This is a genomic window from Virgibacillus sp. MG-45 (assembly GCF_036409425.1).
Taxonomy (GTDB): domain Bacteria; phylum Bacillota; class Bacilli; order Bacillales; family Amphibacillaceae; genus LDC-1.
Map to the genome: position 1 here is coordinate 212,195 of NZ_JAXOFU010000003.1, position 15,807 is coordinate 228,001.

Consider the following 15,807-nt stretch of genomic DNA (forward strand, 5'->3'; position numbering starts at 1 on the left):
TCGTAAATAAAGCAAAATGCCCTTGAAGTTAAACCAAAAACTTCAAGGGCACGTTTATGTTTTTCGATATATTTTCTTATTCGATGAGTTTTTTAATTGTAAAATTGTCCTCTAAAAGCAGCCAATTTTGTGGAAATGCCAATCCGAGCTTCCAATAACTAATTCCGCGCAACTTCAATTCTTTAATTAAATTAAATTTCGCTTGGATGGAACGGGCATCTTCAAACCAAACCTCATGCTTTTTCCCTTCCTTGTCTGTATAAGTAAAGAAAGGTGCTTGTGCTGTTGTATTATACTGGATGGCAACGTTATTTTCTCTTGCAATCGCAATTGCACGTTGTGGACTAACGGCTCGAGCGGGATTCCCGCCAGGCTGAAATGGCAATGTCCAATCATAGCCATATAAATTCTGACCAAGCATTATTTTATTTGCTGGCATTTCTGTTAACGCATAATTAACCACCTTACGAACCTCATTAATTGGTGAAACAGCAAGTGGCGGTCCACCACTGTAGCCCCATTCATATGTCATTAGTACAACGAAATCAACAATCTCGCCATGTGCGGCATAATCATGTGCTTCATATAAAATTCCTTTTTGAGTGGCACTTGTTTTCGGTGCTAACGCGGTAGAAAGCAGTAAATTAGCTTGAGCTAGACGTTCTTTTGCTTTACGCAAAAACGTATTGTATGCTTCCCGATCTTCTTTTGGTAAAAACTCGAAATCAAAATGTACATCCGTAAATCCGACTTCCTTCGCTACATTAATGATGGAATCAAGCATCGTGTTTTGAACTGCTTGAACGGTTAAAATAATATGACCTAGTTCGGTGCTAAATGCTGCGCCTTCTAAGTTCGTGATAACCATCATTAAAGCTGCTTTATTCGAAGCTGCAATTTGCTTAAAGTTATCAAGCGGAGGGGCGTTTAATGTTCCATCTCGATTAACACGATAGCTAAAAGGAGCAAGATAGGTTAAGTATGGTGCATTTTTTGTAGCAGAATTAATGAGGGTTTCTGACACGCTTTCTCCGAGTGGTTCGACATAGGCGTTTGAGGTGATTTCTCGTTTTGGAAGCGGAGGAATGTATAGACGTAATCCAACCTGTAATGTCATTGTTACGGGAATTTGATTAATGCGTGCAAGCTCTTGATACGTGAGGCCAAATTTATTGGCAATTGTAAATAAGCTTTCTCCGGGCTGAACAAAATAAAACTGTCCAATTATAGGAATGACAAGTGCCTGACCAACAACTAGATTATTCGGAGCTTCTAATTCATTGGCATCAATAATTGCTTTTGCGGTGATTCGGTATGTATTTGCGATTGCGTTAATAGTTTCTCCTTGTTTCACAACGTGGATTTGCATGCAAACCCCTCCTTCTAAGTCTCATCCTAGATGAATGCCGAACTGGAAACACATTCGGCGGACTACTATCATTGTATGAATGGAAAGAAGGGGATATGCGATTAAATCGAATCGATTTCTGCTTTCATGACAGAATGCATGAGGTAGAGGGCGTAATCATTTCCTTCCTTTTCTTCAGAAGCCATGCAATTTCCAGGAACCGTTAGCTTGTATTGGTACATATAAGCATCCTTTGCGGTAAATAACAAACAAATGTCTCCTGCAATTCCCGCCATAATTAAATGTTTTTTTCCTAATTCATGTAGCAGAGATTGAAGTGGTGTTTGGAAAAATGCGGAATGCTGTGGTTTAATGAGAAAATAATCATCCGCTTCCGGTTTTAAAGCATCTATTACGTTTTTACTCTGTTCATTGTGGCAATGCGCGATGATTTTATGTAAATCCGCTTGCCAGATACCATAGTGATCATTAACATAGATAACAGGAAGCTTGTGTTGATGGGCAAATTTTTTTAGTTTTACGAGGTTAGGTAATATTTGTTCGGTATGCTTTAAAAGCTTTTCACCACCATCAAAATCAAAGGTATTTATCATATCAACAAATAATACAGCACTATGCTCATCGTAATGAAACATGATTATCCCTCTTTCCTAGTGAAAGTCATTACTTAGTAATATCCGAATCGGCAGCATTAAAAACTTATAATAAGGCGTTGGAGTAAAAATGAATGATAATATAACAATAAATGATGAAAAAATGATGTATGAAGCAATAGAGGAAGCGAAAAAAGCAGCCCAAATCGATGAAGTCCCAATTGGAGCTATTATCGTTTATAAGGATGAAATCATTGCCCGAGGCTATAACGTTCGTGAAACATCACAGGAGACACTATCGCATGCAGAATTGATTGCTATTCAAGCAGCAAATAAAAAGCTTGGAACATGGCGGTTAGAAGATTGTACATTATATGTGACGCTAGAGCCCTGTCCAATGTGTGCAGGTGCTATCGTCCAATCGCGAATAAAGCGTGTTGTTTATGGTGCCTCTGATCCAAAAGCAGGCTGTGCAGGGACAATGATGAACTTGCTTGACGATGAACGCTTTAACCATCAAGTAGAATTGACGACTGGTGTGCTTGAAGCGGAATGCAGTCAGCTATTAACCGATTTTTTTCGTGCATTACGTAAACGGAAAAAATAGGGGGTATACCCGTTCCATATGATACAAGGAGGGGATCGTATTGGAATACTATAAATATTTGCGCCAATATGTAGGGCATAGACCGATTATATTACCTGGTTCTGTTGTCATTATTGTAAATGAAAAAGAAGAAGTGCTATTGCAAAAAAGAAGAGATGGAAATTGGGGGTTGCCTGGCGGTTTAATGGATTTAGGTGAAAGCTTTGAAGAAGTAGCAAAAAGAGAAATATTTGAAGAAACAGGATTAACCATAGAAAACTTGAAGTTACTTCATGTATATTCTGGATCTGAATATTATTTAAAAGTTGAAAATGGGGATGAGTTATATTCCTTAACCGCTGTATATTATACGAGAGATGTGAGTGGACAAATGAATATCGATTATCGCGAGTCCGTAAAAGTGGAGTATGTTGGACTTCAACAGTTACCTGATACATTAACTGACGAGTATAGAAGATTTATTATGGATTACATAGATTTTAAAAACCCCTTTGCATAAAAAGGAAATTAAACCAATTAATCATCCAGAAAAGTATGAAACCGACTTTCAATAAAGTCGGTTTCGTACGTTAATATTATAAATTGGTTCTGATATCTTTTAATGGAAGTCTCTTCTTTACAAGAAAATTCAACGCTTCATGAGCTTTACGCGATAAGACATTGCTTCGTTTAATGGAACTTTCTCATGATATTCCATCGTATCATAATCTAACCCGCCTCCTGGGATAAAACCAACTAGCTCTAAGCCAGTGTTTTCCAAGAGTAGCTTGAGGTCAGCGGGTCCATAGCAGCGAAGCGATTGATAAAATGCTTCTTCTTCAGAATCTGTCCACCATGTATCAATCATGCGCATTTCTTCAGAATCATAATCATATTTACGAAATGCTTCGCCGATCTTCATCTGCTGTCCAGCAGCTTTAATCCAGTACCATGGACTATAAATATCAATGAGTGCACACCCATCTGGTTTTAACCATGATGCGATTCGTTGTAACAATCTTTTTTGATCTTGATCACTTCCAACACCAAAGCCATCAAGATAAAGGACGACATCAAATGAAGCAGGTACGTCTACCGTATAAAAATCACCACAGATTGGTGTAAGACTGCCATTTAAATTAGTTTGCTTTGCTTGCTCCTCCATATGCTTCACAATCGAAGGAATAAGCTCAATTGCAGTAACGTGGTAGCCCTCTTGTGCTGCTGTGATTGCTAGCTCACCTGAACCTGCTCCTAACTCCAAAATCGTCTGAATAGGTTTGTTTACTTGTTTTTCTAATTCTGTTACTAGGTTTTTATGATACGCTGTTATTTTTGATCCATCTTTTAGAATGGAAAATTGTTTTTCGTAAAAGTTGTTAACCCAATTCATTTTAAAACACCTCACTTTATTTTTAACAGGTTGGTTTTAAAATGAAATAGATAAATAAAGTAAAAACATAATAACCTCCATAGATTAAAAAATAGGGGAAATTCATTTTTCCCTCTCTTTCATTAATACTTATTTTAATGGGAAAGTCAATGCAAACCTTTCCTGTAAATTAGAACCAACTCTTCATTAGTCATTGCATTTTATGTATGAAAAAAGTATAATGATTAGTACCGTGCTAAGCGGGGAGGTAGCGGTGCCCTGTACTCGCAATCCGCTATAGCGAGGCCGAATTCCTAACCGAGGTGGGCTGCCTCATGGTCTGCCTTAAGGAATTGGTGTTGACGTTTAGGTCCTGCGCAACAGAAACCCATGAACCCTGTCAGGTCCGGAAGGAAGCAGCAGTAAGTGGTCTTTTCTGTGTGCCGTAGGGTTACCTAGACTGAGCCATGAACTTAAGTAACGCATGGGGAAGTTGCATCGACGTTAGGTGCACGGTATACATAATTGTGAACGAATCACTTCTTGCCAAAATCGGTAGGGAGTGATTTTTTCTATAGGAATAAAGAGAAGAACGGTTATTCGATTGAAGATACACTATTTTTAATAACGTAACAATACGAAATCAGGTTAAAGGTTCACATGAACCAACCAAATAGGATATAATTAGAAGGAAACTATGGAGAGGAACGTGTATGATGAGCTATCAGGCATTATACCGTAAATGGCGTCCAAGAACCTTTGCAGACGTTGCCGGTCAATCGCATATAACAAGAACATTGCAAAATGCCATCGTTGAAAATAAATTTTCGCATGCTTATATTTTTTCTGGACCCCGTGGAACAGGAAAAACGAGTGCGGCGAAGATTTTTGCGAAGGCTATTAATTGTGAGCATGCTCCAGTAAAAGAGCCGTGTAATACATGTGCTGCTTGTAGAGGAATTCAGGATGGTTCGATCTCGGATGTGATTGAAATTGATGCAGCATCGAATACAAGTGTAGATGATATCCGGGAAATTCGTGATAATGTAAAGTACGCTTCTAGCTCCGTTCCATATAAAGTGTATATTATTGATGAAGTGCATATGATTTCGGTGAATGCGTTTAATGCATTGTTAAAAACATTAGAAGAACCACCAAAGCATGTTGTATTTATTTTAGCCACGACAGAACCACACAAAATACCATTAACCATCATTTCACGCTGCCAACGGTTTGATTTCAAGCCTATCTCAAATCAGGCAATTGTGACACGCATGCAGCATATTATCGAGCAAGAAGGAATTTCTGTAACCACTGAAGCACAGGATGCGATCGCACTTGCTGCGGAAGGTGGAATGCGTGATGCGCTAAGTATTTTGGATCAGGCTATTTCGTATAGTGATGAGCAGGTCGGTTTGGAGGATGTGCTTGCTGTGACGGGAGGCGTATCGCAAAAAACGCTGACCGCCATCGTTCAATCGATGTATGCACATGATATCCAACAAGGATTAAAGCTACTTGATGACATGATTCAAAATGGCAAGGATCCGGGTCGCTTTATCTATGATTTAATTTATTTCTTACGTGATCTACTTTTGTATAAAAGTGCTCCTTCACTAGAAGGTATTCTTGAGCGAGCAATGATTGATGACACGTTTAAGCAGCTTGCGCAAGAAGTGTCAGAAGCCTGGATTCAAGATGCCATGATGCAGTTAAATGCATGTCAACAGGAAATTAAATGGACGAATAATCCGAAGGTATATATTGAAATAACACTTATTTCAATAACGAATCGCTATCAAGAGCAAACGACGCAGCCTGTTGAAGATTCTGAGGCAATCACAGCATTGACACATAAGCTTGCTCAGTTGGAAAAAGAATTGGAAGCATTAAAGCAATCAAAAGGAAGCTTTCATGAATCTGCTCCTTCTGAATCGAAGAAAAGACAGCCACGCCCAACGAAGAATAGCTTTAAGGTGCCATTTGAGAAAATCCGACTTTGCTTACAGGGTGCGGAGAAGGATCAATTAAAGCAGGTGCAAACACAATGGGCCGCTTTCTTGAATAAATTAAAATCAACGAGTGCACCAGCACATGCAACGGTTCAAGATTCTAAACCGGTTGCCGCATCAGACAAAACGATTATTGTCGCATTTAAGTATGAAATACATTGCTCCTTGTTTTTGGACAATCAACAGTTAGTTGAATCGGTCTTAGCAGGGGTATTAAACAAACAAATGACCATGATTCCAATTCCAATTCATAATTGGAAGGAATTACGAAACGAATATGTTAAAAAACAAGAGCAAGAATCTCCACAGGAAGCAGCAAAGAAAGATCCGCTCGTTGAAGAAGCGCGTAAGTTAGTTGGCGATGATTTATTACAAATTCATGATTAACAATTGTATTTAATTAAAACAACTTTACAATTTAAAGGAGGCGTTTTCCATGAAAGGTATGGGAAATATGGGTAATATGATGAAGCAAATGCAGAAGATGCAAAAAAAGATGCTACAGGCTCAAGAAGAGCTTTTTGAAATGACATTTGAAGCAACGGCAGGAGGCGGCATGGTAACCGTAACTGCAAACGGGAAGAAAGAAATTACCGATGTGCAAATTAAAGAAGAAGTTGTAGATCCTGATGATATCGAGATGCTTCAAGATTTAATTTTAGCAGCTACCAATGACGTGCTAAACCAAGTAGATGAAAAAACAAATGCTACGATGGGGCAATTCACGAAAGGATTACCTGGTGGAGGCATGTTCTAGGAGGAACGACGATGTATTATCCGGAACCAATTTCTAAGCTAATTGACAGCTTTACAAAATTGCCAGGAATCGGACCAAAAACCGCTGTCCGACTGGCGTTTTTTGTTTTGAATATGAAGGAAGACGATGTGATGGAATTTGCCCAATCACTCGTTAATGCAAAGCGTGAATTAACACATTGTTCCGTATGTGGTCATATTACGGACCAAGATCCATGCTTGATTTGTCAGGATTCAACGAGAGATGTATCGGTAATTTGTGTAGTACAGGATCCTAAAGATGTAATTGCCATGGAAAAAATGAAGGAATATCATGGGAAATACCATGTGTTACATGGAGCGATTTCACCAATGGATGGAATTGGACCTGAGGATATTAATGTACCTTCATTATTAAATCGTTTAAAGGATGAAGAAGTAAAAGAGCTTATTTTAGCCACGAATCCAACGATTGAAGGTGAAGCGACGGCGATGTATATTTCACGTCTTATAAAGCCTTCAGGCGTTCGTACGACAAGAATTGCACATGGATTGCCTGTCGGTGGTGATTTGGAATATGCAGATGAAGTTACATTATCAAAAGCACTTGAAGGAAGAAGAGAACTGTAGAATTTAGGTGACAGCATGGGGAAGAAACTAAAAAAAAGAGATATTGATCGTCAACTATTAGATGCCTTTTTCACAGTGGAGCATGACTGGAAGCAAATACGTGCTATTGTAAGTAAAAGCATTGAACCAACCATTGAGGGAAAGAATAGTGAAGCATTAGCATTGGCGAAATATACATTTTTGTTACGTGAGGCAAGGCATCGTAAAATAAGTGCCATCCGATATGATAAATAACTAGATTTTCAAAAGACAGGAGTCCCTGTCTTTTTTTTATGGATAAGAGAAATATGAGACAAACCAAGAGCATTTGTTTTTAAATACGAATAATCGCATCGCAGTTTGAAAAAGCTTCTGTTACAACCTCTTTTGCATGAACGATCATCTTCAAATCTAGCGTCATTCGGTTCTTTTTCTTGTTTCTTGTTCATACATAGTAGTATAGGTCAAACAAGAAAGAGGAGTTGGATAAAATGAGTTCCACAATTGTGATTTCAATTATGGTTGGAATGATTATTCTATTGTTATTTATAGGTGCACCAGTTAAGCCAATGAAGTGGATTGGACAAGGTGCAGTAAAACTAGCAATTGGCGTTTTGTTTTTGTTTTTCTTAAATGTACTAGGTGGCGCGATTGGCCTCCATGTTCCGATTAATGTGTTTACAGTACTTATTGCTGGCTTTCTTGGTTTGTTTGGCGTTGCTTCGTTGGCAGCTATTCATTTGTTTGTATTTATTTGAGTGAATTTTATAAACCCCAGTTCTTATAGGCTAAAGCAAAAATTAAAAAGCTATGAAAAAAATTTCAAAGTTTCCTGTATAAATCCGTTAGATTTGGAAATGCTAGATTAACGGAGGTGGGAAAATGGACAAGCACGTAAATGAAATGGAATACTGCGGTATTTGTGAAGAAAAGAAGGAAGCTGGCATTCATCTCTACACCATGTTTATTTGCTGCGAATGTGAATATAATATGATTCATACCGAGCCGCGAGAGGAAAAGTATCGATATTATCTGCAAAAATTAAAAAATATGAATCAACCTACCCTTTTTTCATAGAACGATTCCCCGGTCTTTGCGAGCAAGCTGCAATAGACCTTTTTTATTGTCGATAAAGCGATTTAATCTTATGTTCTAAACAGGTTCCATATTGTATGAAAGGGTAAAGCATGCGCTTTTATATGTGAATCTTTCATTTTTTACTTGTTTTTTGGTAGTCTTAAGGAAGAATGGAGAGAGTGAAGATGAAAAACACAGCATATGATGTTCCGCTTTTTCGAGGGCTTTGCGAGTTTAGCGCAATGAATCCTATTTCTTTTCACGTTCCGGGACATAAAAATGGAACCGTATTTCCGGACTTTGCAAAAGCAACGTTTGGTCCACTTTTATCGATTGATTTCACGGAATTAACCGGTCTCGATGATTTACATGCGCCAACCGAAATAATAAAGGAAGCACAAACGCGTGCAGCGACGTTTTTTCATGCGGACGAAACGTTTTTTTTAGTAGGAGGAACAACCGTTGGTAATTTAGCAACGATTCTAGCAATGTGTCGTCCAGGAGAAAAGCTTATCGTCCAAAGGAATAGTCATAAGTCAATTGCGAATGGATTAGAGCTTGCTGGTGCTACTCCTATATTTTTAAATCCAATGTTTGATTCCCAAACAGATCGCTATATAGCTCCATCTATAGAGGGATTAGCGGAGGCATTACAGGCACATCCTGATGCCAAAGGGGTTGTCTTGACCTATCCAGACTATTATGGGAAGACGTATGCATTAAAAGAACTCATTGACTGTGCACATGCATATCAAATCCCTGTCTTAGTAGATGAAGCACATGGTGTGCATTTTGCACTTGGAGACCCATTTCCACCATCTGCTCTTCAGCTTGGCGCAGATGTCGTTGTTCAATCTGCACATAAAATGGCACCAGCAATGACGATGGCGTCTTGGCTACATATAAAATCAGATTTTGTTACGCGAGATCAAATTCAATATTATTTATCAATGCTTCAATCAAGTAGTCCATCCTATCCATTGCTTGCATCACTCGATATTGCTCGGGCTTTTTTAGCTTCATTGACAAAGCAGGATCTAACGCGCATCCTACAAAGTGCACAACAGCTAAAAGAGGATTTTGCAGAAAGTACGCATTGGTTCGTAGAAGAGACAAGTGATCCTCTAAAGATAACGCTGACGATGAAACAGGGACATAGTGGTTATGAAGTTGCAGCCTTATTTGAGCAGGAAGGAATTTACCCAGAGTTGGCGTCACATAAACACATTTTGTTTATTCACGGATTAGGAGAGCTAATGCGATTGGATGAAGTGAAGCTTGCATTAAAAAGAATTGGACAACGATTAAAAATAAGTTCAAATCATGCTACAATAGATATAAGCGGACTTTTTCAAAAGTCTTATGCACAATTAGCATATACGTATAATGAAATGCGAATGTTGCCAACCAAGCGAATGCGTTTGGAACAGAGTATCGATTATATAGCCGCAGAGGCAATAATCCCGTATCCCCCAGGTATCCCATTGGTGCTTAAGGGAGAGCGGATTACGAATAGACATGCAAAGCTTGTAGAAGCACTTATAAAAAAAGGTGCAACCTTTCAAAATCAATATATACAGACAGGAATTCTCGTATTTGAAGAAAAATAGTAACTAGAATGAAAATACGGTTCAACAGAAATGAAAGTAGTAACTGCTTGAACATGTGCAAGTAAGGAGAAAAATACGTGAGTGGCTACTTTATTACATTAGAAGGCGGCGAGGGTGCCGGAAAAACAACAGTCATGCAAGTCATTAATGAAAAATTGTACAAACACGGATATGAAGTTTTGTTAACACGTGAACCAGGTGGCATTGACATCGCGGAAAAAATCCGCAAAATCATTCTAGATCCAATACATACCACAATGGATGGCAGGACCGAAGCGCTATTGTATGCAGCTGCACGGAGGCAGCATCTCGTTGAAAAAGTATTACCAGCATTGGAAAAAGGGAAAATTGTACTGTGTGACCGCTTTATTGATAGTAGTCTTGCTTACCAAGGCTATGCGAGAGGGCTTGGTATTGATGAAGTTTTTGCAATTAATCAATTTGCAATACAGGATGCGATGCCAGATCTAACATTATTTTTTAATATTTCTCCAAAAAAGGGATTGGAGCGTATTGAGGCGAATAAAAATAGAGAAAGAAATCGTTTAGATTTAGAAAAGCTGCACTTCCATGAACAAGTCTATGAAGCATATCAGCTATTAGTAAAGCGATTTCCGGACCGTATTCAAGTAATTGATGCCGATCAGGAAAAAGAGAAGGTTGCAGAAGATGCGTTCCAACGAATTGTTTCGTTTTTAGAGGCAAAAAAATAATTAGGAGGAAAAGACCATGAAATTGATCATTGCGGTAATCCAGGATAAGGATTCTAACCGATTGACAGATGCGTTGGGTGAAGGGAACTTTAAAACAACTAAGCTGGCAACAACAGGTGGGTTCTTAAAAGAAGGAAATACAACATTAATGATTGGCTGTGAGGATGAATATGTTGACGATGCATTAACGATTATTCGAGATAATTGCTCACAGCGTGAACAAATGGTAGCTCCTATATCACCGATGGGTGGAAATGCAGATTCCTATATTCCAAAGCCAGTTAAAGTAGAAGTTGGCGGAGCCACTGTCTTTATATTACCGATTGAAGCTTTTCATCACTTTTAAACCGTTCGTTAGACAGGAAAGGGGCTGAGCGCTTGAAAATTTCGCAGGATATGCGTGCACAGTTGGACGCATCAAATAAGAATATGCGTACGCTACCAGAAGGAAAACAACCATTTAACCAAATGGTTCAGTCCCATGCAGGTAAATTGCAGCAAGCTGAACTTCAAAAACTAATGAGTGATATTACCGTGCAGGGAGATCGCCTTGCACGCTTTCGCTCTTTTCGTGATTTAGCGAAATTTAAACGTCTCGTAAGGTCTTTTCTAAAGGAAGCAGTAACAAATGGACTGCATTTAGAAGAATCTCATAGCTTTCAGTTATCTGGACAAAGTCAAAAACTAATCACTGTAAAGCAAGTGGATGAAAAATTAGTGGAATTAACGGAAACTGTTTTAAGCGATGAAAGAAAAATGGTTGATTTATTAGGGCTTATTGGAGAAATAAAAGGATTGTTAATTAATTTATATACATGAAATAAGGTCTTTATTTTTTGACAGGTGATGCTGCACAATGTAAGGGATGGTTTTATGAAAACGTGGGAAGAGATGGAAAAGGTACAACCGTTAGCAAGTAGAATAATAACGAATAGTATCCAAAAAGACCGTATCTCACATGCTTACTTAATTCAGGGAGCACGTGGAACGGGAAAAAGGGAAATCGCGCAATTGCTTGCGAAAGGGTTATTTTGTGAACAGAAAACTGGAATAGAACCATGTAATGCTTGTAACATGTGTAAGCGTATTGATTCACGAAACCATCCAGACGTACACTGGATTGAACCAGAAGGGCAATCGATTAAAATTGAACAAGTACGTCGTTTACAAAAAGAGTTTACCTATTCGGGACTGGAGTCCGATCAAAAGGTGTATATCATTCAAAGTGCAGAATTGTTAACATTAAATGCCGCCAATCGAATTTTGAAGTTTTTAGAAGAGCCGAATAAGAAGACAACTGCCATTATGCTAACAGAAAATAGTCAAGCAATTATTGCAACAATTCGCTCGAGGTGTCAGGTGATTGATTTACAGCCTTTAAGCCCAACACTTTTCTATGAAATATTAGTAGAATCGGGCGTATCTGAAGGAAATGCTGTATTTATGCGTGCTTTAACGAACGATTTAAATGAAGCAACGCGGTTACTAAGTGACGATTGGTTTGCCGAAGCACGAAAGTTAGTGGTACAATTAGTAGAAATGTTTGCAATTAATCCAGATGATGTATATTTATTTATTCATCGCCACTGGCTCGCTCATTTTAAAGATAGGGAGCAGCATGAGCAAGGCTTGGATTTATTATTGCTTGCATTTCGAGATGTTCTCTACTTTCATATTGGGAATGAAGCAGCCATTGTTTGTTTTCAAGCTGGAGATGAGCGGCTTGAACGCTTGGCGATGCATTTTTCTCAGGAACAATTGGCAATTATATTGCAGCAGTTGTTACAGGCAAAGCGAAGTATCAAACAAAATGTTCACCCAACGTTAGTAATGGAACAACTTACACTTCAAATTCAGAGGTGACAATAATGGTAGAAGTGATTGGCGTCCGCTTTAAGAAAGCGGGTAAAATATATTATTTTGATCCTTCTAATTTCCAAATTAATCATGATGACTATGTCATTGTTGAGACAGTGAGAGGTATTGAATTTGGAAGGGTTGTTATAGCTAGAAAGCAAGTAGATGAAGAAGATGTGGTACTACCTTTAAAACAAGTTATTCGAATTGCTACAGAGGAAGATAAGGCAATCGTTAACGAAAATAAAGGTTATGCGGCAAAAGCTTTTCAAACTTGTTCAGAAAAAATAGGACAGCATCAATTAGAAATGAATCTAGTAGATGTAGAGTTTACATTTGATCGTAATAAGATTATTTTTTACTTTACAGCTGATGGACGCGTTGATTTTCGTAATTTGGTGAAGGATTTGGCCGCGCAGTTCAAAACAAGGATTGAGCTACGACAAATCGGTGTCCGAGACGAAGCAAAGATGCTTGGTGGTATTGGTCCATGTGGACGCATGCTATGCTGTTCTACGTTTTTAGGTGATTTTGAACCTGTATCGATAAAGATGGCCAAGGATCAAAATTTATCATTAAATCCAGCAAAAATTTCGGGGCTATGTGGCCGGTTGATGTGCTGTTTAAAATATGAAAATGATCAGTATGAGGAAGCGAAACGACAGCTTCCAGATGTTGGTCAGCGCGTGAAAACACCGTATGGAGCAGGACAAGTTGTAGGATTAAATATTCTTGAAAAACTCATTCAAATTGAAGTAACCGATCAGGAGCGAGTTGTTGAATACACCGTAGATGAACTGATTGAAGAAGGGATTATTACAGCGCAAGCCACAGAATAGTGGGGTGAAGAGGCGTGAGCAAAAGACAATTATTTGATCAAGTAACAGATATGGAAAAACAGCTTGGCGAGTTGCATAAGCGACTTGGTAGTTTAAAAAATAACCTAAGTGATTTACTAGAGGAAAACCATCGTTTGGAAATGGAAAATCGACATCTGCGAAATCGACTAGATGGCGAAAGAAAGGATACAAACGAAATAGGGGATTCTTCGGTATTGCATGATCAAGCGGTAAAGGGAGCACCACCAGGAGAAGGGTATGATAACCTTGCTCGCCTATACGATGAAGGCTTCCATATTTGCAATCTTGAGTTTGGAAGTCCACGACGTAATGAAGATTGTATGTTTTGCCTTGATTTCCTAAGCAAAACTAAATAGATTATAATAGAAGCTGTCTCCGAGTCGTTTTATAGGGCTAGAGACAGCTTTTTCTGTAAAAATCACAGTGGCTTTTCTATTATAGATAGCTTTTTATTAACGAATCTTATTACAAGTTAGTGGGAAGGAATTAAAGCATGGTACGTTTATATGATGATGAACGGATGGACTATTTGTTAGCAGATGAAACGATGAAAATTATTCAAAGCCCTACAGCTTTTTCATTCTCCTTAGATGCGGTGTTATTAGCTGATTTTGCAAGCATCCCGATAAAACGTGGGAAAATTCTTGATTTATGTAGTGGAAATGGTGTTATTCCACTTTTATTATCACGAAAGACGAGTGCAAACCTCGTTGGGGTAGAGATTCAAGAGCGAATTTTTAGTATGGCAACACGGAATGTGGAACTTAATCAGTTGACGAATCAAATTAAGCTAATCCATGGCGACTTAAAGGAAATGCAGCCTGTTTTAGGACATAGTAATTTTGATGTCGTTACATGTAATCCACCGTATTTTAAAACGCCTTCTGAGACAGAGTATAATGAAAATGAATATTTAACGATCGCAAGGCATGAAGTATATTGTACATTAGAGGATGTAGTAAAAGCATGTAAGCTTCATGTGCGTCCAGGCGGAAAGGTAGCAATGGTTCATCGTCCGGGCAGGCTTGTAGATATTATTGAATTGTTTCGGGCATATAAGCTTGAACCAAAGCGAATGCAGCTTGTATACCCAAAGCAAGGAAGAGATGCAAATATGTTGTTAATTGAAGGAATACGAGATGGAAAGGCGGATTTAAAAATATTACCCCCTCTCTATATTTATGGGGAAGATGGTACATATACAAAAGAAGCCGAGGCGATTATATATGGATAGTTTGGTCCATACCGTTTATATATTAAAGTGTAAGGATGACAGCTTGTATACAGGCTATACGAATGATTTACAGCATCGGTTAACGATGCATGAACAGGGAAAAGGAGCGAAATATACACGTGGGCGCGGTCCTTTTCAAGTCATGCATCTCGAAAAATATGCAACAAAGGAAGAAGCACTGCGTAGAGAGTATGCAATAAAACAGTTAAAACGGAATCAAAAATGGCAGCTAATTACTGGAGGAAGTGACGATGAACAATCAAAAAAGCTTTGAAGCAGATGTTGAAGGAACACTTTATGTCGTACCTACGCCAATTGGAAATTTAGAAGATATTACATTTCGTGCACTACAAACATTAAAGTCAGTGGATATAATTGCTGCAGAAGACACTCGGAATACAAAGAAGCTGCTCCATTATTTTGAAATCGACACACCATTAATCAGTTATCATGAGCATAATAAAATGGCACGGGAGAATCAGCTTATAGCGCGATTAGAACAGGGACATTCCATCGCTATTGTAAGTGATGCGGGAATGCCTGCCATATCTGATCCGGGATCAGAGCTTGTTGCATCAGCAATTGCTGAAAACTATTCTGTTGTCGTATTGCCTGGAGCAAATGCAGCATTGTGTGCACTTGTCGGCTCGGGATTACCTTCTACAGAATTTTTGTTTTATGGGTTTCTTCCACGTAAAAAAAAGGAAAGAGACAATGAATTAAAGCGATTAAATAATTTACCAGCAACATTACTATTCTACGAATCACCTTACCGTATCAAAGAAACGTTAAAAGCGATGGAAGAGCAATTTGGTAAAGAGCGGAGAATTGTCATTGCGCGTGAGCTAACAAAGCGATTTGAGGAGTATGCTCGTGGAACGATTGCTGAGCTTCTAGAGTGGTCAGAAAGCAAGGAGCTTAAAGGAGAGTTTTGTATCGTTGTCGACGGTAGATCGATCGATGAAATAAGCGAAAATACAAGCATGGAAGCGTGGTGGCAGGATTTATCAATCGTTGACCATGTAGCGTATTATATAAACGAGCAACAAATGAAAAGTAAGGAAGCGATAAAGACCGTAGCATTAGATAGAGATATTTCAAAGCGAGATGTATATCAAGCTTATCACGTAGACTAGTAGGCAATAAAAAAAGCCGGCAGGAAGGTAGTGATCTCCATAAC

21 protein-coding genes and 1 other RNA gene are annotated in these 15,807 nt (G+C 38.5%); 19 read left to right on the plus strand and 3 right to left on the minus strand.

Going from position 1 to position 15,807, the window contains the following annotated elements; genetic code table 11:
* Window positions 1–76 precede the first annotated feature (76 nt).
* Window positions 77–1,369, minus strand: coding sequence for a glycoside hydrolase family 18 protein (locus SPK86_RS05100; protein WP_284140689.1), 1,293 nt, complete (start codon window positions 1,367–1,369; stop codon window positions 77–79).
* A 101-nt stretch (window positions 1,370–1,470) separates the two neighbouring features.
* Window positions 1,471–2,004: a cysteine hydrolase family protein gene (locus SPK86_RS05105; protein WP_284140690.1), complete on the minus strand. Its 534-nt coding sequence runs from the start codon at window positions 2,002–2,004 to the stop codon at window positions 1,471–1,473.
* 88 nt (window positions 2,005–2,092) lie between these two features.
* Between SPK86_RS05105 and tadA the strand changes: the two genes are divergently transcribed.
* Both tadA and SPK86_RS05115 read left to right on the plus strand, forming a co-directional pair.
* Window positions 2,093–2,569: a tRNA adenosine(34) deaminase TadA gene (tadA, locus tag SPK86_RS05110; protein WP_284140691.1), complete on the plus strand. Its 477-nt coding sequence runs from the start codon at window positions 2,093–2,095 to the stop codon at window positions 2,567–2,569.
* Between the two features lie 40 nt (window positions 2,570–2,609).
* Window positions 2,610–3,068, plus strand: coding sequence for an NUDIX hydrolase (locus tag SPK86_RS05115; RefSeq protein WP_284140692.1), 459 nt, complete (start codon window positions 2,610–2,612; stop codon window positions 3,066–3,068).
* Between the two features lie 129 nt (window positions 3,069–3,197).
* Here SPK86_RS05115 and SPK86_RS05120 read toward each other — a convergent pair whose 3' ends face one another.
* Window positions 3,198–3,941: an SAM-dependent methyltransferase gene (locus SPK86_RS05120; RefSeq protein WP_330948799.1), complete on the minus strand. Its 744-nt coding sequence runs from the start codon at window positions 3,939–3,941 to the stop codon at window positions 3,198–3,200.
* Between the two features lie 230 nt (window positions 3,942–4,171).
* Here SPK86_RS05120 and ffs point away from each other — a divergent pair.
* From ffs to rsmI, 17 genes are all read left to right on the plus strand, one after another.
* Window positions 4,172–4,436, plus strand: an RNA gene (gene ffs / locus SPK86_RS05125) — signal recognition particle sRNA large type.
* A 200-nt stretch (window positions 4,437–4,636) separates the two neighbouring features.
* Complete coding sequence (gene dnaX, locus SPK86_RS05130; RefSeq protein WP_284140750.1) at window positions 4,637–6,319, plus strand: DNA polymerase III subunit gamma/tau; 1,683 nt, start codon at window positions 4,637–4,639, stop codon at window positions 6,317–6,319.
* A gap of 49 nt (window positions 6,320–6,368) precedes the next feature.
* Window positions 6,369–6,689, plus strand: a complete 321-nt coding sequence (locus tag SPK86_RS05135; RefSeq protein WP_284140694.1) for a YbaB/EbfC family nucleoid-associated protein — start codon at window positions 6,369–6,371, stop codon at window positions 6,687–6,689.
* An 11-nt stretch (window positions 6,690–6,700) separates the two neighbouring features.
* Window positions 6,701–7,297, plus strand: coding sequence for a recombination mediator RecR (gene recR / locus SPK86_RS05140; protein WP_284140695.1), 597 nt, complete (start codon window positions 6,701–6,703; stop codon window positions 7,295–7,297).
* A gap of 15 nt (window positions 7,298–7,312) precedes the next feature.
* Complete coding sequence (locus SPK86_RS05145) at window positions 7,313–7,531, plus strand: DUF2508 family protein (protein ID WP_284140696.1); 219 nt, start codon at window positions 7,313–7,315, stop codon at window positions 7,529–7,531.
* A gap of 236 nt (window positions 7,532–7,767) precedes the next feature.
* The gene (locus tag SPK86_RS05150) at window positions 7,768–8,034 is read left to right on the plus strand and encodes a pro-sigmaK processing inhibitor BofA family protein (protein ID WP_284140697.1); all 267 of its coding nucleotides are present in this window, start codon (window positions 7,768–7,770) and stop codon (window positions 8,032–8,034) included.
* 124 nt (window positions 8,035–8,158) lie between these two features.
* Window positions 8,159–8,353, plus strand: coding sequence for a sigma factor G inhibitor Gin (locus SPK86_RS05155; RefSeq protein ID WP_284140698.1), 195 nt, complete (start codon window positions 8,159–8,161; stop codon window positions 8,351–8,353).
* A gap of 185 nt (window positions 8,354–8,538) precedes the next feature.
* Window positions 8,539–9,963: an aminotransferase class I/II-fold pyridoxal phosphate-dependent enzyme gene (locus SPK86_RS05160; RefSeq protein ID WP_330948800.1), complete on the plus strand. Its 1,425-nt coding sequence runs from the start codon at window positions 8,539–8,541 to the stop codon at window positions 9,961–9,963.
* Window positions 9,964–10,040: 77 nt separating this feature from the next.
* Complete coding sequence (gene tmk / locus SPK86_RS05165; RefSeq protein ID WP_284140700.1) at window positions 10,041–10,676, plus strand: dTMP kinase; 636 nt, start codon at window positions 10,041–10,043, stop codon at window positions 10,674–10,676.
* A gap of 16 nt (window positions 10,677–10,692) precedes the next feature.
* Window positions 10,693–11,022, plus strand: a complete 330-nt coding sequence (locus SPK86_RS05170) for a cyclic-di-AMP receptor (protein WP_284140701.1) — start codon at window positions 10,693–10,695, stop codon at window positions 11,020–11,022.
* 32 nt (window positions 11,023–11,054) lie between these two features.
* Window positions 11,055–11,495 (plus strand): YaaR family protein, encoded by a 441-nt coding sequence (locus SPK86_RS05175; protein WP_284140702.1) that lies wholly within the window; start codon window positions 11,055–11,057, stop codon window positions 11,493–11,495.
* A 54-nt stretch (window positions 11,496–11,549) separates the two neighbouring features.
* The gene (gene holB, locus SPK86_RS05180) at window positions 11,550–12,539 is read left to right on the plus strand and encodes a DNA polymerase III subunit delta' (RefSeq protein WP_284140703.1); all 990 of its coding nucleotides are present in this window, start codon (window positions 11,550–11,552) and stop codon (window positions 12,537–12,539) included.
* 5 nt (window positions 12,540–12,544) lie between these two features.
* Complete coding sequence (locus SPK86_RS05185; protein ID WP_284140704.1) at window positions 12,545–13,372, plus strand: PSP1 domain-containing protein; 828 nt, start codon at window positions 12,545–12,547, stop codon at window positions 13,370–13,372.
* Window positions 13,373–13,422: 50 nt separating this feature from the next.
* Window positions 13,423–13,749 carry a DNA replication initiation control protein YabA gene (gene yabA, locus SPK86_RS05190; RefSeq protein WP_443089760.1) on the plus strand — a complete coding sequence of 109 codons (327 nt, stop codon included), beginning with the start codon at window positions 13,423–13,425 and terminating at the stop codon, window positions 13,747–13,749.
* Between the two features lie 137 nt (window positions 13,750–13,886).
* The gene (locus tag SPK86_RS05195) at window positions 13,887–14,627 is read left to right on the plus strand and encodes a tRNA1(Val) (adenine(37)-N6)-methyltransferase (protein ID WP_284140706.1); all 741 of its coding nucleotides are present in this window, start codon (window positions 13,887–13,889) and stop codon (window positions 14,625–14,627) included.
* Window positions 14,620–14,901 (plus strand): GIY-YIG nuclease family protein, encoded by a 282-nt coding sequence (locus tag SPK86_RS05200; RefSeq protein ID WP_284140707.1) that lies wholly within the window; start codon window positions 14,620–14,622, stop codon window positions 14,899–14,901. Before SPK86_RS05195 ends, SPK86_RS05200 begins: the two co-directional genes overlap by 8 nt.
* Entirely contained in the window at window positions 14,879–15,763 is an 885-nt protein-coding gene (gene rsmI, locus SPK86_RS05205) for a 16S rRNA (cytidine(1402)-2'-O)-methyltransferase (protein WP_284140708.1), read from the plus strand. Before SPK86_RS05200 ends, rsmI begins: the two co-directional genes overlap by 23 nt.
* The last annotated feature ends 44 nt before the right edge of the window (window positions 15,764–15,807 follow it).

What these genes read in the sequence shown, in the direction of transcription:
- SPK86_RS05100 (WP_284140689.1), bottom strand. Translation starts at nt 1,369, where the DNA reads ATGCAAATCCACGTTGTGAAACAAGGAGAAACTATTAACGCAATCGCA.
- SPK86_RS05105 (WP_284140690.1), bottom strand. Translation starts at nt 2,004, where the DNA reads ATGTTTCATTACGATGAGCATAGTGCTGTATTATTTGTTGATATGATA.
- tadA (WP_284140691.1), top strand. Translation starts at nt 2,093, where the DNA reads ATGAATGATAATATAACAATAAATGATGAAAAAATGATGTATGAAGCA.
- SPK86_RS05120 (WP_330948799.1), bottom strand. Translation starts at nt 3,941, where the DNA reads ATGAATTGGGTTAACAACTTTTACGAAAAACAATTTTCCATTCTAAAA.
- dnaX (WP_284140750.1), top strand. Translation starts at nt 4,637, where the DNA reads ATGAGCTATCAGGCATTATACCGTAAATGGCGTCCAAGAACCTTTGCA.
- SPK86_RS05135 (WP_284140694.1), top strand. Translation starts at nt 6,369, where the DNA reads ATGAAAGGTATGGGAAATATGGGTAATATGATGAAGCAAATGCAGAAG.
- recR (WP_284140695.1), top strand. Translation starts at nt 6,701, where the DNA reads ATGTATTATCCGGAACCAATTTCTAAGCTAATTGACAGCTTTACAAAA.
- SPK86_RS05145 (WP_284140696.1), top strand. Translation starts at nt 7,313, where the DNA reads ATGGGGAAGAAACTAAAAAAAAGAGATATTGATCGTCAACTATTAGAT.
- SPK86_RS05150 (WP_284140697.1), top strand. Translation starts at nt 7,768, where the DNA reads ATGAGTTCCACAATTGTGATTTCAATTATGGTTGGAATGATTATTCTA.
- SPK86_RS05155 (WP_284140698.1), top strand. Translation starts at nt 8,159, where the DNA reads ATGGACAAGCACGTAAATGAAATGGAATACTGCGGTATTTGTGAAGAA.
- SPK86_RS05160 (WP_330948800.1), top strand. Translation starts at nt 8,539, where the DNA reads ATGAAAAACACAGCATATGATGTTCCGCTTTTTCGAGGGCTTTGCGAG.
- SPK86_RS05170 (WP_284140701.1), top strand. Translation starts at nt 10,693, where the DNA reads ATGAAATTGATCATTGCGGTAATCCAGGATAAGGATTCTAACCGATTG.
- holB (WP_284140703.1), top strand. Translation starts at nt 11,550, where the DNA reads ATGAAAACGTGGGAAGAGATGGAAAAGGTACAACCGTTAGCAAGTAGA.
- SPK86_RS05185 (WP_284140704.1), top strand. Translation starts at nt 12,545, where the DNA reads ATGGTAGAAGTGATTGGCGTCCGCTTTAAGAAAGCGGGTAAAATATAT.
- yabA (WP_443089760.1), top strand. Translation starts at nt 13,423, where the DNA reads ATGGAAAAACAGCTTGGCGAGTTGCATAAGCGACTTGGTAGTTTAAAA.
- SPK86_RS05195 (WP_284140706.1), top strand. Translation starts at nt 13,887, where the DNA reads ATGGTACGTTTATATGATGATGAACGGATGGACTATTTGTTAGCAGAT.
- SPK86_RS05200 (WP_284140707.1), top strand. Translation starts at nt 14,620, where the DNA reads ATGGATAGTTTGGTCCATACCGTTTATATATTAAAGTGTAAGGATGAC.
- rsmI (WP_284140708.1), top strand. Translation starts at nt 14,879, where the DNA reads ATGAACAATCAAAAAAGCTTTGAAGCAGATGTTGAAGGAACACTTTAT.